The sequence below is a fragment of the Enterococcus camelliae genome (assembly GCF_042685105.1).
Classification (GTDB): Bacteria; Bacillota; Bacilli; order Lactobacillales; family Enterococcaceae; genus Enterococcus_G; species Enterococcus_G camelliae.
Genome location: NZ_JBHUMO010000052.1, coordinates 16,075 through 30,870, shown reverse-complemented (window position 1 = coordinate 30,870; position 14,796 = coordinate 16,075). Strand labels below are relative to the sequence as shown.

At 37.3% G+C, this 14,796-nt stretch carries 15 protein-coding genes and 1 tRNA gene; 6 read left to right on the top strand and 10 right to left on the bottom strand.

Annotated elements, in window-relative coordinates; genetic code table 11:
- Positions 1 to 43: 43 nt before the first annotated feature.
- From ACFSR0_RS08735 to rpoN, 4 genes are all read right to left on the bottom strand, one after another.
- Positions 44 to 1,234, bottom strand: a complete 1,191-nt coding sequence (locus ACFSR0_RS08735; protein WP_379981927.1) for a phosphoglycerate kinase — start codon at positions 1,232 to 1,234, stop codon at positions 44 to 46.
- Positions 1,235 to 1,345: 111 nt separating this feature from the next.
- Positions 1,346 to 2,347, bottom strand: coding sequence for a type I glyceraldehyde-3-phosphate dehydrogenase (gene gap, locus ACFSR0_RS08730; RefSeq protein WP_379981925.1), 1,002 nt, complete (start codon positions 2,345 to 2,347; stop codon positions 1,346 to 1,348).
- Positions 2,348 to 2,386: 39 nt separating this feature from the next.
- The gene (locus ACFSR0_RS08725; protein ID WP_379981923.1) at positions 2,387 to 3,430 is read right to left on the bottom strand and encodes a sugar-binding transcriptional regulator; all 1,044 of its coding nucleotides are present in this window, start codon (positions 3,428 to 3,430) and stop codon (positions 2,387 to 2,389) included.
- A gap of 640 nt (positions 3,431 to 4,070) precedes the next feature.
- A complete protein-coding gene (gene rpoN, locus ACFSR0_RS08720; RefSeq protein WP_379981921.1) occupies positions 4,071 to 5,390 on the bottom strand; it encodes an RNA polymerase factor sigma-54 in 1,320 nt (439 codons plus the stop codon).
- 52 nt (positions 5,391 to 5,442) lie between these two features.
- On the opposite strand from rpoN, the gene ACFSR0_RS08715 reads away from it, so the two are divergent.
- Positions 5,443 to 5,514 (top strand) — tRNA-Arg (locus ACFSR0_RS08715).
- Between the two features lie 142 nt (positions 5,515 to 5,656).
- On the opposite strand, the gene rpoE is transcribed toward ACFSR0_RS08715, so the two are convergent.
- Positions 5,657 to 6,265, bottom strand: coding sequence for a DNA-directed RNA polymerase subunit delta (gene rpoE / locus ACFSR0_RS08710; protein WP_379981919.1), 609 nt, complete (start codon positions 6,263 to 6,265; stop codon positions 5,657 to 5,659).
- 84 nt (positions 6,266 to 6,349) lie between these two features.
- A complete protein-coding gene (locus ACFSR0_RS08705) occupies positions 6,350 to 6,787 on the bottom strand; it encodes a DUF1934 domain-containing protein (RefSeq protein WP_379981917.1) in 438 nt (145 codons plus the stop codon).
- Between the two features lie 149 nt (positions 6,788 to 6,936).
- Here ACFSR0_RS08705 and ACFSR0_RS08700 point away from each other — a divergent pair, with 149 nt between their 5' ends.
- Genes ACFSR0_RS08700 through yidA form a run of 3 tightly spaced genes read left to right on the top strand, consistent with a single transcriptional unit; the run spans position 6,937 to position 9,929 of the window.
- On the top strand, positions 6,937 to 7,758 hold the full coding sequence (locus ACFSR0_RS08700) for a lipoate--protein ligase family protein (RefSeq protein ID WP_379981915.1): 822 nt from the start codon (positions 6,937 to 6,939) through the stop codon (positions 7,756 to 7,758).
- Entirely contained in the window at positions 7,742 to 9,100 is a 1,359-nt protein-coding gene (locus tag ACFSR0_RS08695; protein ID WP_379981913.1) for an HD domain-containing protein, read from the top strand. Before ACFSR0_RS08700 ends, ACFSR0_RS08695 begins: the two co-directional genes overlap by 17 nt.
- Before the next feature lie 13 nt (positions 9,101 to 9,113).
- Positions 9,114 to 9,929, top strand: a complete 816-nt coding sequence (gene yidA, locus ACFSR0_RS08690; RefSeq protein WP_379981911.1) for a sugar-phosphatase — start codon at positions 9,114 to 9,116, stop codon at positions 9,927 to 9,929.
- A 98-nt stretch (positions 9,930 to 10,027) separates the two neighbouring features.
- Here yidA and ACFSR0_RS08685 read toward each other — a convergent pair whose 3' ends face one another.
- Positions 10,028 to 10,471: an NUDIX hydrolase gene (locus ACFSR0_RS08685; RefSeq protein ID WP_379981909.1), complete on the bottom strand. Its 444-nt coding sequence runs from the start codon at positions 10,469 to 10,471 to the stop codon at positions 10,028 to 10,030.
- A gap of 133 nt (positions 10,472 to 10,604) precedes the next feature.
- Here ACFSR0_RS08685 and gloA point away from each other — a divergent pair, with 133 nt between their 5' ends.
- Both gloA and ACFSR0_RS08675 read left to right on the top strand, forming a co-directional pair.
- On the top strand, positions 10,605 to 10,979 hold the full coding sequence (gene gloA / locus ACFSR0_RS08680) for a lactoylglutathione lyase (RefSeq protein WP_379981907.1): 375 nt from the start codon (positions 10,605 to 10,607) through the stop codon (positions 10,977 to 10,979).
- A 111-nt stretch (positions 10,980 to 11,090) separates the two neighbouring features.
- Positions 11,091 to 11,810, top strand: a complete 720-nt coding sequence (locus ACFSR0_RS08675; RefSeq protein WP_379981905.1) for a gamma-glutamyl-gamma-aminobutyrate hydrolase family protein — start codon at positions 11,091 to 11,093, stop codon at positions 11,808 to 11,810.
- A 79-nt stretch (positions 11,811 to 11,889) separates the two neighbouring features.
- On the opposite strand, the gene uvrC is transcribed toward ACFSR0_RS08675, so the two are convergent.
- The 3 genes from uvrC to trxA all read right to left on the bottom strand — a co-directional run bounded on the left by uvrC (position 11,890) and on the right by trxA (position 14,740).
- Positions 11,890 to 13,683: an excinuclease ABC subunit UvrC gene (gene uvrC, locus ACFSR0_RS08670; protein WP_379981903.1), complete on the bottom strand. Its 1,794-nt coding sequence runs from the start codon at positions 13,681 to 13,683 to the stop codon at positions 11,890 to 11,892.
- Positions 13,684 to 13,776: 93 nt separating this feature from the next.
- Entirely contained in the window at positions 13,777 to 14,265 is a 489-nt protein-coding gene (locus tag ACFSR0_RS08665) for an NUDIX hydrolase (RefSeq protein WP_379981901.1), read from the bottom strand.
- A gap of 160 nt (positions 14,266 to 14,425) precedes the next feature.
- Complete coding sequence (gene trxA, locus ACFSR0_RS08660) at positions 14,426 to 14,740, bottom strand: thioredoxin (protein ID WP_379981899.1); 315 nt, start codon at positions 14,738 to 14,740, stop codon at positions 14,426 to 14,428.
- Positions 14,741 to 14,796 lie beyond the last annotated feature (56 nt).

Genomic DNA, 14,796 nt, shown 5'->3' with positions numbered 1-14,796 from the left:
TCCTTCATTTAAATAAACGGATCTTCAATACTCTTTGTATTGACTATTTGTCATTGATTGCTGCTAATCCTGGTAATGTTTTTCCTTCTAGTAGTTCCAAGCTTGCGCCACCACCAGTAGAAATATGGGTAAATTTATCAGCGAAACCTAACTGTTCAGCAGCAGCAGCAGAATCACCACCACCTATAATTGTAATCGCGTCGGGCAGTTCGGCAATTGCTTTACATACGCCAATTGTTCCCTTAGCAAAGTTAGGCATTTCAAATACGCCCATTGGCCCATTCCAAATAACAGATTTCGCACCTTGCAATTCTTTGGCAAACAATTTAACTGTTTCAGGTCCAATATCTAACCCTTCCAAGTTATCAGGAATATTTTTTTTGTGAATTTCTGTATAAGCATCATTGTCAAAAGCATCTGCGCAAACAGTATCAATCGGTAAAATAATTTTGCCATTTGCTTTTTCGAGTAATTCTTTTGCTAATTCTACTTTATCCAATTCACAAATTGATTTCCCTACAGTATAACCCATTGCTTTATAGAATGTATAAGTCATTCCGCCGCCAATTAAAATTTTATCTGCTTTGTCAATCAAGTTTTCAATAACACCAATTTTATCAGAAACTTTCGCTCCTCCTAAAATAGCAATCATTGGGTGTTTTGGATTCTCTACCAATCCACCAACAAAATTGATTTCCTTTTCCATCAAAAATCCTGCTACAGTTGGAATACCCGTAGATGCAATACCAACATTAGATGCGTGTGCTCGATGCGCTGTACCGAATGCATCATTTACAAAAACATCACCAAGTGACGCCCAATATTTTCCTAATTCTGGATCGTTTTTGCTTTCTTTTTTGCCATCTATGTCTTCAAAACGTGTATTTTCAAATAAGACAACGTCGCCGTCTTTCATTTCATTGATCGCAGATTCTAATTTAGGCCCACGCGTTTCAGGTACAAATGTTACTTTTTTACCTAACAAAGCACTTAACCGTTCTGCAACTGGTGCAAGTGATTTTCCTGCTTTATCTTCTTGCGTTTTCACACGACCCAAATGGGAAAAGAGGATTGCTTTGCCATCGTGATCAAGCACATACTTGATTGTAGGTAATGCCGCCTTAATTCTTGTGTCATCTGTAATCACGCCATCTTTTAAGGGAACATTGAAATCAACACGTACCAAAACTTTTTTGTCTTTTAAGTCAAGATCTTCAACAGTCATTTTTGCCATTGAAATTACCTCCTAGCTATTATACAAACGTTAATTTCTTAAAAAAAAGCGGAGAAGCGCGCTGCTCCCCCGCTCATACAATGCAAAATTCGATTTTTTAAAGAAAAAATCTTATAATTTAGCGAAGTATTCTAAAGTACGAACTAATTGTGAAGTGTAAGACATTTCGTTGTCATACCATGCAACTGTTTTAACCAATTGTTTGTCTCCAACAGTCATTACACGTGTTTGTGTTGCATCAAATAAAGAACCAAAGTTGATACCAACGATGTCTGAAGACACTAATTCTTCTGTTGTGTAACCAAATGATTCATTTGAAGCTTTTTCCATTGCTGCATTTACTTCATCAACAGTAACATTTTTTTCTAAAACTGTTACTAATTCAGTTAGTGAACCAGTTGGAACTGGAACACGTTGAGCAGCTCCGTCTAATTTTCCATTTAATTCTGGAATAACTAAACCAATAGCTTTGGCAGCACCAGTTGAGTTTGGTACAATGTTTGCTGCAGCGGCACGTGCACGGCGGAAGTCACCTTTAGGGTGTGGTCCGTCAAGTGTCATTTGATCTCCAGTGTAAGCATGGATTGTTGTCATTAAACCTTCAACAATTCCAAAATCGTCATTCAATGTTTTAGCCATTGGAGCTAAACAGTTTGTCGTACATGAAGCACCAGAAATAACTGTTTCTTCACCAGTTAATGTTTCATGGTTAACATTGTAGACGATTGTTGGTACATCGTTACCGCCAGGAGCAGAAATAACAACACGTTTTGCACCAGCTTTTAAGTGTAGTTCAGCTTTTTCTTTAGAAGTGAAGAATCCAGTACATTCTAAAACGATATCAACACCTAATTCACCCCAAGGTAATTCTTCAGGGTTACGGTTAGCTAAAACTTTAACTTCTTTTCCGTTAACATTGAAAGAGCCTTCGTGAACTTCAACTGTACCATTGAAACGGCCTTGTGTTGTATCATATTTTAACAAATGTGCTAACATTTTAGCATCTGTTAAGTCATTGATAGCAACTACTTCGATTCCTTCTACATCTTGGATACGACGAAATGCTAAACGTCCAATACGTCCAAATCCATTAATACCTACTTTAACTGTCATTTAAGATTTCCTCCTTATGAAAATCATAAAAAATTTATTTTAAAGGGTTGCCCCTTTTAAAATCTCGTTTGCTGCAGCTTCATCAGTGATGAGCCACGTTTGTTTTGGTGCATTTTGCATATAGGCTCGAATTGCCTTGGCTTTTCCTCGTCCACCCGCTACCGCGAATACATATGGAATATTTTGGATATCTTTTAACTGCAATCCAATTCGAGGGATTTTATAAATAATCTCACCTTGCTCATTAAAAAAGTACCCAAATGACTCTGCAACTGCGTGTTTTTGTTTTAGCATAAGAATATCTGCTTCTGGCATCTTCCTTCTTGCTGCCATATGAAGCGCTCTTCCTATCCCATGAATGACACAATTGGCTCGTTCAATCAAATTCAATACCTCTTTGATTGAAGGTTCTTGTAATAGTGAGTCATACGTGGTAGAACTCAACTGTTCAGGAACAAAAAGTGAACGGTAATCGCCGTGAGACTTTATTGCCATGACTGCACTGACTGAGTTTGCCTGTACATTCACTGACTCTCCAATCCCTCCACGAGCAGGAACAAAAAGATTATGTCTTCGTTCCGTTTCAAGACTGGTCAATTCCTCCGCTGCCATCGCCATCGTTGTACCACCCATTACTGCAATGATATTTTCTTTTTCGGGAAGTTGAGCATCCAGTGCTTCATTTAAAAATCTCCCAAATGAACTAATGACTTTTCTTTGCTGATCAGAATCACCATCGGCAATCAGGCATTTTTCAATACCAAAGTAATTTGCCAGTTGCTTTTCAAGTTGTCTCATCCCAAACAGACGATCAACTAATGTTCCAAGTTGATTGTATAACTGTTCGCCTTTTTTGGTAAGCAACATCCCACTTTTTGAAGATGAAATCAGATTTAAGTTTTTCAAAAAATCTGTTTCTGTTCTCAAAACACGTTCTGTCAAGCCTAAATTTTCGGATAAATTTCTGCGTCCCACCGGCTGCATCCAGTAAATATGTTGAAGAATTCGATAACGTTCCTGCAATACCGTTAAAATATCTGGAACCACTTCTTCTAACACTTTAAAATCATCTTGCTTTTGCATAAAAACCTCCGGTGGACTAAAAACGTCCAACATAGACTCAATACGACCCGTTGAGGATAAAAAAATTTTTGAAGAGCATTACTATCTCTTACGAAATAATCATAGCACGTTTTCATTCTTGTTGCAACTGTTAGCTATTTAGTCTCGTTCAAAAATTATAATGTCATAAGCGTATCGAGACAAAAAATATCACAAGATGATAGTCTAAACTCATGAAAAGAATGAAACTTACGATGAAGGGTACTGATAACTAACTTGTAAACTTGTTCTCTCCCATAGAATATAGTCGTGATGAGCGGATAAATGCCCATTATCTTACTTGTTTCCTATCAACTACTATTTTTAGAATACCGGAAGAGCTCTTACAAGCGGACTTTACGAAAGATTTTCTACCAACGTATACTCGCACAGATTAACAGATACGTTTCTCTTCTTGATTGTTAAAAGTAATTATTGGACTTTGCCTTCTTCGGTTGCCTTCTATGTAATTTCGGTTCATCAGACCAGACGTTTTCTTCAGATTCCATGTCACCATGGACAACCTTGCATTTGGCTGAATGCTTTCCAGTACTTGGATGCCCGTGGGACTTGAACCCGTTAGAATTTTCCCATTCTAGACAAACAAAAGAAAGAGAGTTGATTAATCAAATCTCTTTCTTTTAGATGATCCCAAAATCCCAAGTTCTTCGCGATATTTTGCAACTGTCCTTCTTGATAGTTTCACGCCAATCTTCTCCATCATATCGACAATTTTTTGGTCGGAAAGTGGTTTCCTTTTGTCCTCATTCCGAATAAACTGCGCTAGATGTTCTTTCGCTTGATTCGCAGAAATGCTCTCTCCAGAATCACTGACGAGTTTTGTTGCAAAAAAATGTTTTAATTCAAAAATACCAAAACTTGTTTCTAAGTACTTGCCATTCACTGAGCGACTAACTGTGGATTCATGAATTGCTAATTCTTCAGCAATATTTTTCAGTATCAGTGGTTTGATTGGATGGCTTTCTTCCAAAAAAAATGCTTTTTGGTGTCGGACAATCGCTTCACCTACCCGCAAAATGGTACTGCCTCTTTGATCAATTGTTTTTTTCAACCACTCATAGTTTTGTTTCTTTTCTTTTAAAAACTTTTGTACCTCTTGATCATTCGTTTGTTTAAAGCGATCGAAGTACTCTTCATTTAACTTTAATGGTGGTTGAATTGATTTTGTCGCCGTTACGATAATCTCTCCATTTTCAACTTCCACTTTTAAATCTGGAATGATGTATAGACCTTCTTCTTGGTAAAAGTGGCTTCCTGGCGCGGGTGATAGTGTCTGAATATAATCAAAAACATTTTGAATGTCTTCTAAAGAAACAGACAGCGCTTTACTGATTTCGAGCCACTTTCTTTCGACCAATTGTTCAAAATAACTTTCAAGAATAATATACGCAATGTGTGGTGCGTGATTGTCTCGTTCAGTTTGTAACATCAAACATTCTTGGAGACTTCTTGCACCAATTCCCGGTGGATCCAATTGTTGGATTAATGTTAAAGCATCTAGTAACTCAATATAAGGCCTATTTCGTTCATCGGCAATTTTCTGCAATGGCGTCCTTAAAAAACCATTATTGTCGATGTAACTGATCAATGTAATAACTAATTTTCGCAATGGTGTATCCCGATAATTCAAATGAACTTGCGCCAATAAATATTCAAAAAGTGATTGTTGTGTATCGGCGATTTGGCCAAAATTAATTTCTGTTGCAGAGGCTGTATTTCCGAGCGTATTTTTACGAGCCAATCCCGTGTAATATTGATTGTTTAATTCAATTAGCGGATTTTCCAATGCTTGCTGATTGATGAATTCAAATAATTCTTCACCATTGTATTGAAGTACTTGTAAAGATTGTTGCAATTGCTGGGTTAAAGCCAATTGCTGAACTTGTCTTTGCTTTTGGGAAAGCTGTTGTTCAAATTTCATGCTTCTACCCCCTTGTTTTTTTTTTTATATTCGTTATACTAATTAAGTGCTTGCACCCTTAGTGTAGTGGATATCACACAAGATTCCGGTTCTTGAGACAGGGGTTCGATTCCCTTAGGGTGCGTATAGCTTCACCTGTTATAGAATACAATAGAATGTTCTAGAACTCAATTATGAATCAAGTGGAATATTGATTTTTCTAGCAAATAAGCCCCCAACTTCACTTAGTGAACTGGGGGCTTATTTGCTAGAACTTTTTTAATGATTTACTCTTCATCATCCTCATCAAAGAGTTCTTCATCATCTTCATCATCAATGATTGTTAAATCTTCTTCGATGTTTTCAGGAACTTCTTCTTCATCATCCTCAGAAGTGTCCGCACCTATCTCTTGCAAATCGGAATTATACGCAGAAATTTCTTCGTCGTCATCGTCATCATCCTCAAATAAATCATCATCGTCATCGTCATCAGATAAATCAGCATCTTCTGGATCATCATCGTTATAGTCAATGGCATCCTCGTCACCATTAATAAATGCATTGACTTTTTTCCGTTTTCTACGACGTGGTGTATCTTCATCATCTTCATCTAAGCCATGGTTTAACTCTTCATCAATTGAATCAATGGCATACCATGATCTCAATCCCCAACGGTTATCACCTAAAGAAATAAAACTTCCGTCAATATTCAAATCTGTGTAAAACTGAGCCAAAGAATCACGAATCTCACCATCCGATTTTCCAAGGTAGTTTTGAATCTGATTCACTAAATCAGAAAAGTCCATTACATCACCACGTTGTTCCAAAATCGCATGCGCCACTTCAATCATGGATAATTCGTTTTTATCTATGCCTTCAAATACATTAATTTCCAATTGGGACACGTCCTTTCAAAGTCTACGTCTAATCATACAAAAAGCCAGCAAAAAAAGCAATTTTTTCTTTCAAAATTTCAAAGATTATGCTGTGAACTTTAGCGATAACTGATATTCCCCAATTTTTTGATCGGTCATAAATAAATCATATGAAAGCACAATAGCTCCTGCAATCGGTTTATCAGTCAAACTGACATGCAAATCATGCGTATAAGTACTAAAAGCCAACATACCAAAAGGAGCTTTGTACTGGCTTTCATTTGTTTCTTTATATGTAAACTTTAAACGAAGACGCATCTCCCCTGCCCGTATTAATTGTAAGCTACCATCTGGAAGAATTTTAATGGTGACAGGTACTTCTTCCATATCTTCTGTTGCAGTCTCTTTGTAACGAATATAAAGTGTATCGCCTATTTTTACGATTTGACCCGCTACATCAAAAACAAAATCTTGCCGGGTACCTTCTTGAACGGTAATCGTTTCTAAATGGATAGCGATTGGTAGTGCTTGTGTTAAATCCACACATGTTCCTCCTTTAGTTTTCTATTCCCATTGTTCATTTTTTTTATTGTTTTGTCAATTTATCTACAATTTCCATCGGTTTCTTATCTTTTCATTCGATATATCGTATATAATAAGAAAAGATTAAGAAAAAATAGGAGAGATGTTTTATGACTGTTTTTGTTTTTGATCAAACGCCTGCCCAAACTTCTTCCTTATTTGCTCCTTTTGCAGTTACCGATGTTTTGACAGAAGAAGTAGGAGTAAAAGAGGACTCTTTTCTACATTTTTGGCAGTTACCCACCACACTCATTTTAGGAATGAAAGATATGCGCGTGCCTTATTTACAAGAGGCATTGAAAGCAGTGAATCACTTAGGTTATCATACGATTGTAAGAAATTCAGGTGGTTTAGGCGTCATTGCTGATGATGGTGTTTTAAATATTTCATATATTTTCAAAAAGAATGAACAAATTCATCTCACAGATGAAGCCTATGTCTTAATGTATCAGCTTACGCAAAAGGCATTCCCTGAGCTGGAAATTGATGCGTTTGAGATTCATGATTCGTACTGTCCAGGCACCTATGATCTAAGTGTGAATGGGAAAAAAATAGCCGGAATTGCCCAAAGGCGTGTAAAAAATGGAATTGCAGTGATGATGTACTTAAGCGTAAATGGCGATCAATCAAAGCGTGGAGAAATTGTCAAAACTTTTTATCAACATGGGCTTGTAGAAAATTTTGGACAGGATGGCTATCCGCCTGTAAATCCAGATAGTATGACAACTGTTAGTCAAGTATTAAACAAAAAGATTGCCATTCATGACGTAAAAGAGCGATTCACAGTCCTCTTTGAAAAGCGCGATACCATCAAAAATCTCGGTAGTTGGCTGACCGAAAAAAATGCTGACGCTCTCTTTCTAACAAAAGAAAAAAACATGGTCGAACGCAATAACCAAATAAAGGAGTTTTTACATGACAATTCCCTATAAACAACAAATGCTTCCAATTGAAAAAGTCTTTCGCGATCCCGTTCACAATTATATTCATGTCCAACATCAAGTTATTTTGGACTTGATTAATTCAAGAGAAGTTCAACGATTGAGAAGGATCCATCAACTTGGGACCTCTTCCTTTACCTTCCATGGAGCAGAGCACACTCGTTTTTCCCATTCGTTAGGTGTCTATGAGATTGCACGACGAATCTGTGATATTTTTGAACGAAATTTTCCGATAAGAAAAATAGGGGCTGATGGTTGGGATGATTCGGAACGGTTGGTTGTTTTGTGTGCTGCTCTTTTGCATGACATTGGTCACGGTGCGTATTCTCATACATTTGAACATATTTTCCAAACAAATCATGAAGCAATAACCGTTGATATTATCACTTCACCATCTACCGAAGTGTACCAAATTCTAAATAAAATTGAAGAGGGGTTTCCGGAAAAAGTAGCCAGTGTTATCACTAAAGAATACCCTAATCCACAAGTGGTTCAAATGATTTCGAGTCAAATTGATGCAGACCGCATGGACTATTTATTGCGTGACGCCTATTTTACTGGAACCGAATATGGAACCTTTGATATTACTCGAATTCTCCGCCTCGTTAGACCGTACAAGGATGGTATCTGCTTTGCTATAAACGGTATGCATGCAGTTGAAGATTATATTGTCAGTCGCTATCAGATGTATGTCCAAGTATATTTTCATCCGAGTTCTCGAGGAATGGAAGTGATTTTGCAACATCTTTTGAATCGGGCAAAAGAACTCTATCCGAAAAATAAAGATTGGTTTCGTCAACACTCCCAATTGCTTGTTCCTTTTCTGGAAGATGATTTTCAACTAATTGACTATATCCGGCTTGATGATGGGGTATTAAATACGTATTTTAATCATTGGTTAGATGCAACCGATCCCATTTTAAACGATTTAGCCAAGCGATTCTTAAATCGCAAGCCTCTGAAATCAGCTAGTTTTAAACCGGAAGTCGATGCAGAATTAATCCAAATTTTACGAAATGATGTTGAGAAAGTTGGCTACAATTCTAAATACTATACAGCAATTAATTCAAGTTTTGATCTTCCATACGATTTTTATCGGCCTAAATCAAATAAACATCGGACGCAGATTGAATTGCAGCAAAAAGATGGGAGCTTAGTAGAACTTTCCCTGGTCAGTCAACTTGTCGCGGCTCTTGCGGGACAATCTCAAGGGGATAATCGTTTTTATTTTCCTAGAGAAATGCTTCATAATCAACAACAAGTAAATTACGATTTATTTAGTGCAACGTATGAATCGTTTCTTTCTCATATTCATAACGGCGCACTTCAATAGAAGGGATGAAAAAATGACAATTAAACTAATCGCAATCGACATTGATGGAACACTTTTGACTAGCCATCACCAAGTAACGAATGAAGTAAAAGAGGCCTTGCATCTTGCACAAAAACAAGGGGTAAAGATTGTTCTTTGTACAGGACGCCCTTACCTGGGAGTCAAAAAAATTGTTCAAGAATTAGGCTTAACAAAAGAAGAGGACTACGTAATTACCTATAATGGTTCACTTGTTCTGAATTGCAAAACCCAAGAAAAAATTTCTCTTTTTGGACTAACCCACGATGATTACTTAGATGTCGATATGATGGCTCGAAAACTGGGCAGCTCTCTTTTGACTGAGACGGAAGAAGCCATTTATACATCCAATCGAGACATTAGTCCTTATACCATTCATGAAGCGTATCTAACGACGATGCCATTGAAATATCGGACACCAGAGGAAATAACCTCAGATTTAGACATCGTTAAAATGATGATGGTGGATGATCCCGAAAAATTAAAAGTAATTGAAGAAAAACTTCCCGAAAGTTTCCGTGAACGGTTTACAATTGTAAAAAGTGCCCCCTTCTTTCTTGAAATATTAAATAAAGAAGTCAGCAAAGGGTCGGCGTTGAAAAAATTGGCTCAACATCTAGGCCTTACCGCTGAAGAAGTTATGGCTATTGGAGATAATGAAAATGATATTCCGATGCTCCAATATGCTGGACTTGGTGTCGCAATGGGGAATGCCAAAGAAGAAATAAAAAAACATGCACAAAAAGTGACCAAAACAAATGATGAAAACGGTGTGGCATTTGCGCTACATTCTTATGTGATTCGCACATAAAAAAGAATGATTCGAGCCAAGGTTACTTGTCAATGACTCCTATGTCCATTAACAAATAACCTTGGTCAAAACATTCTTTTTTTTATTCACTGATTAAATTACTCATTCATCCATTTTTGGAGTGCCCAACGATGGCTACCTCTTTTTAGCAGTAGCATCGCATCTTCCGGTGTTGTCCAAAGTAACTGATTAGTCTTTTCTGTCGGTTCCGCTAGTTTCGACCAATGATCGACCACATAGAAAAAGCCTGGGTGTTCGTAGTACGTATCACGATGACTTGAATAAAAATACTCAACTGCTTTCCCTAAAAACTCTCCTACAAATACTTCAAATCCAACTTCCTCAAGCATCTCTCTGCGTATCGTATCCAAATGTGTCTCATCTTTTTCTATTTCTCCACCGGGTAAAAAATAAGCCCCATTTGGCGCTTGAACAAGAATTACTTCCTGCTTTTGATTACGGCTAATGACGACATAAGCCCCCACTCTTTTTTTGTATATTTTTCCTGGTTCTCTTTTCCCAAAAATCGGCTCACTCTTCATCCTAGACCGTCTCCTTTTACAAAAATTCTACCCGTTTTCAAATTTAATTACAAGAAAAAACTAGGCCAAATTATTTTTGATTGTTTCCCGCTATGTTATGATAGGATTATCACTTATTTGGAGGATGATAGTAATGAAAATGGCCCATACTTGTGTTAGAGTGAAAGACTTAGAAGCATCACTCGCCTTCTATCAAAAAGCATTTGCTTTTGAAGAGAGTCGTCGAAGAGAATTTCCTGAGGCAAAATTCACCTTAGTCTACTTAACCTTACCTGGAGATGATTATGAACTAGAACTGACTTATAACTATGATCATCCAGGATATGATCTAGGCGATGGTTATGGACATATCGCTATTGCAACAGAAGATGTCGCAGCTTTACATGAAAAACATGTGCTTGAGGGATTTGATGTAACTGATTTAAAAGGACTTCCAGGGACCCCACCGTCTTATTACTTCATTAAAGATCCAGATGGCTATAAAATAGAAGTCATTCGATCCCGTTAATCCCAATGTAACATACCATGCCAACGACAGTGATTGGAAACCTACTTACTTTCACTTTATGCGTTCGTTTCTTACTCGACTGCCGAAATTGTCTTGAAAGGAACTTATTAAATGAAGAAAAGAATTGGAATTATCGGAAATGAACGCTCCACTTATGACAAAAAAGATCAACACACCTATTATTTTTCTTATACGCCGAGAGATTTTGTTCAAGGCTTTATCAGAGCAGAAGGATTACCTATTATTCTTCCTGTAGGTGTTGTCGAAGATACTGTTGATTACATTCAATTAATCGATGTCCTTGTATTAGCTGGAGGGCAGGATATTGATCCAAAGTACTTCCATCAACAACGGCATCCTCGTCTGGGCGAGGTCTTTGAAGCGCGTGATGAATTTGAACTTGCTCTAATTAAAGAAGCTGTAAAACAAGGAAAATCAATTGTCGGTGTTTGTCGAGGAATGCAGGTAATCAATGTTGCTTTTGGGGGAACGCTCTACCAGGATGTATCGTTAACACCCTACACGTTGAAGCATGTACAATCCCCAATTTCTTTGGAACAACCCACACATGATGTCACCATTAAACAGCGTAGCTTACTCAGTCAATTTTTGCCTAGTACCTACAAGGTTAATTCCTACCATCATCAATTTGTTGACAAGGTAGCTAATCACTTTGAGGTGACAGCTACGGCTAGTGACGGTGCTATCGAAGCAATTGAAAGCAAGTTTTTTGGAAATACTATTGTTGGTGTCCAATGGCATCCTGAACAATCTTGCCACACTAATCCACTCGATCAAGAATTTTTCAACTATATTGTTCAACACTTATAAAAAAAGAGGAATGCCTTTCATGCAGTGCCCCTCAAAGTTAGATTTCTGTCTAACTTTGAGGGGCACAACATCTTAAGCATTACTCTTTTTTGTCTATCTTTCCCATTCGAAGATCATGATACAGATTTTCAGCAACTGGCAATGGAATACCTATTTTACGGAAATCATCAATTGATGCTTCCTCCATTTTTTTTAACGATTTGAATTCTTTTAATAGTTCTTTCTTCCGTTTTGGTCCCAAGCCAACAATTGTATCCAATTTAGATGCAAAACTATTTTTACTGCGTAGTTGACGATGAAAGCTAATTGCGAATCGATGCACTTCATCTTGGATGCGTTGAAGTAAAAAGAATTCCGCTGAATTTCTAGATAGCGGTATTGTCTCAAGAGGAGAACCAAAAAGTAGTTCACTTGTTTTGTGTTGGTCATTTTTGGCAAGTCCTGCAATGGGAACATCCAATCCCAATTGATTATCTAAGACATCCTTAGCAACATCTACTTGGCCCTTGCCTCCATCGATAATAATTAAATCTGGTAAAGGCAAGTTTTCTTTCAACACTCGTGCATACCGTCGATAGATGACTTCTCGCATGGATGCATAATCATCTGGTCCATTAACAGTTTTAATTTTATACTTACGATATTCCTTTTTCAGTGGTTTGCCATCAACAAAAACCACCATTGCCGAAACGGGATTCGTTCCCATGATATTTGAATTATCAAAAGCTTCGATTCGAATGGGTTTGGGTATATTCATAGCTTGACCCAACCTATCCACTGCACCAATCGTCCGGTCTTCTTTACGCTGAATTAATTCAAATTTTTCATTCAATGAAATTTTGGCATTTTTCCCCGCCAAATCGACGAGCTTCTTCTTTTCCCCTCGTTGGGGTTGTGTCACTCTTGTGGGAACAATTGCGCGGACACTATCTTGATCTATTTCTTTAGGAATTAACAATTCTTTGGGAATAAAATGCTGATTTTCTTGGTAAAACTGTCCGATAAAGGTTAAAAAGTCATCAGGCGCATCATTATAGAAAGGAAACATTGAAACATCACGCTCGATTACTTTTCCCTGCCGAACAAAGAATACTTGCACACACATCCAGCCGTTCTCAACAGCATAACCAAAAACATCACGATCGACTAAATCCGTTTGGGTCATTTTTTGGCGTGTCATGACAGTTTCAATTGCACGAATTTTGTCACGATAATCGGCGGCTGCCTCAAAATCTAATGCTTCTGCTGCCTCTTCCATTTTTTTCGTTAAATTTTGCTGAATTTCGGTGTGACCACCATGAAGAAATCGCCGAATTTCGATTGCCATTTGCGTGTATGTGTCTGTTGGGATAGGAAAGACACACGGTGCTAGGCATTGCCCCATATGGTAGTAAAGGCAAACTTCCTTTGGTAAAACTTTGCATTTTCGTAGCGGAAACAAGCGATCTAGTAATTTTTTGGTCTCATTTGCTGCTCGCACATCAGGGTACGGTCCGAAGTAAAAAGCCTTGTCTTTAACTACTTTACGAGTGATTAATAAGCGAGGATACGCTTCATTCGTAATTTTAATAAAAGGATAGGATTTATCATCTTTTAGCATAATGTTGTATTTCGGATTATTTTTTTGAATCAGATTGATTTCCAATACAAGTGCTTCAATGTTGGACTCTGTTACTATATATTCAAAATCGACAATCTCACTGACTAGTCGTTCAGTTTTGGTATCATGACTACCAGTAAAATAGGATCGAACCCGATTTTTCAGTATCTTCGCCTTGCCAACATAAATGATTGTCCCATGTTGATCTTTCATTAGATAACATCCTGGTTGGTCGGGTAAAAGTGCTAATTTATGCCGAATTTGCTCATTCATTTTCTCACCTTCTTATCGATTAGTATATCATATGTCTAGTTGGCAATTTCAGTTTAGTCAGTCTTCTAATGACCTTCAAACAACTAGTTCGATTCAATCCGTTTCATGCACTTCCCAATTTCGATAAATGTCTTTATCTAGCGATGTTTCTCCTAACCATTCTTTTTTGAGTTTTAATACAAGTGGAGAAGAATTTTCAAATGATAACTCCTCCAACTTCAGCCACCTTACAGCATTGGCGTCATTTTCTCCATCAGCTACCAAAAAGGGCAATGTTTTCTGTGCAACACGATGATCAATAGTGAAGTTATAAAAGATCATAATATGGTGAACCATAAAACTTTTACCTTTCTCCTTCACAAAAGCATCATATACGCGAGGATGTTGATAAGATGCTATCGTATATCCTGTTTCTTCTAACACTTCTCTGACTAATGTATCAGTCAATCCTTCCCCTACCTGTTGACTTCCTCCTGGCAAATCAAACCGTCCCTTGTATGGTCCAGCATTTTTTTCGATGCATAATCGTTGATTGTCACGAAAGCAAAAACCGTACACACCAAAATGTTCTCTAATCTCCACTTTTCTCTCCCCTTAGTTTCACAAACAATCTAGTATCAGAACATAAACGGATTGCTAGAAGCCCTATTTTTTTGAATTTTTTGCATACCATTTCCATTGAAAAGGGACAAAAAAAACCGACTAGGCGTTACCACCTAGTCAGGCTTCAATTCGAATAAAATTATTGATGATTTTTTACCAATTCTGTTAATTGTTCTTTGGTATGAACACCAATGACTTTATCAACCAATTGACCATCTTTTTTTAGCACTAGTGTTGGAATACTCATGATTCCAAACGATGCAGGTGTTTGTGGGTTTTCATCAACATCCATTTTTACAATTTTCAATTCATCTTCATCAAATTCATTTGCTAATTGTTCCAAGATTGGAGCTTGCATCCGACATGGACCACACCAAGTCGCCCAAAAATCAATTAAGACTAATCCCTTATCTGTTTCTTCATTAAATGTTGCATCAGTTATATTTTTTGGCATATTCAATTCCTCCATTACTTTCTACACGTAGTATACCATCATCAGAACGGAAGCAA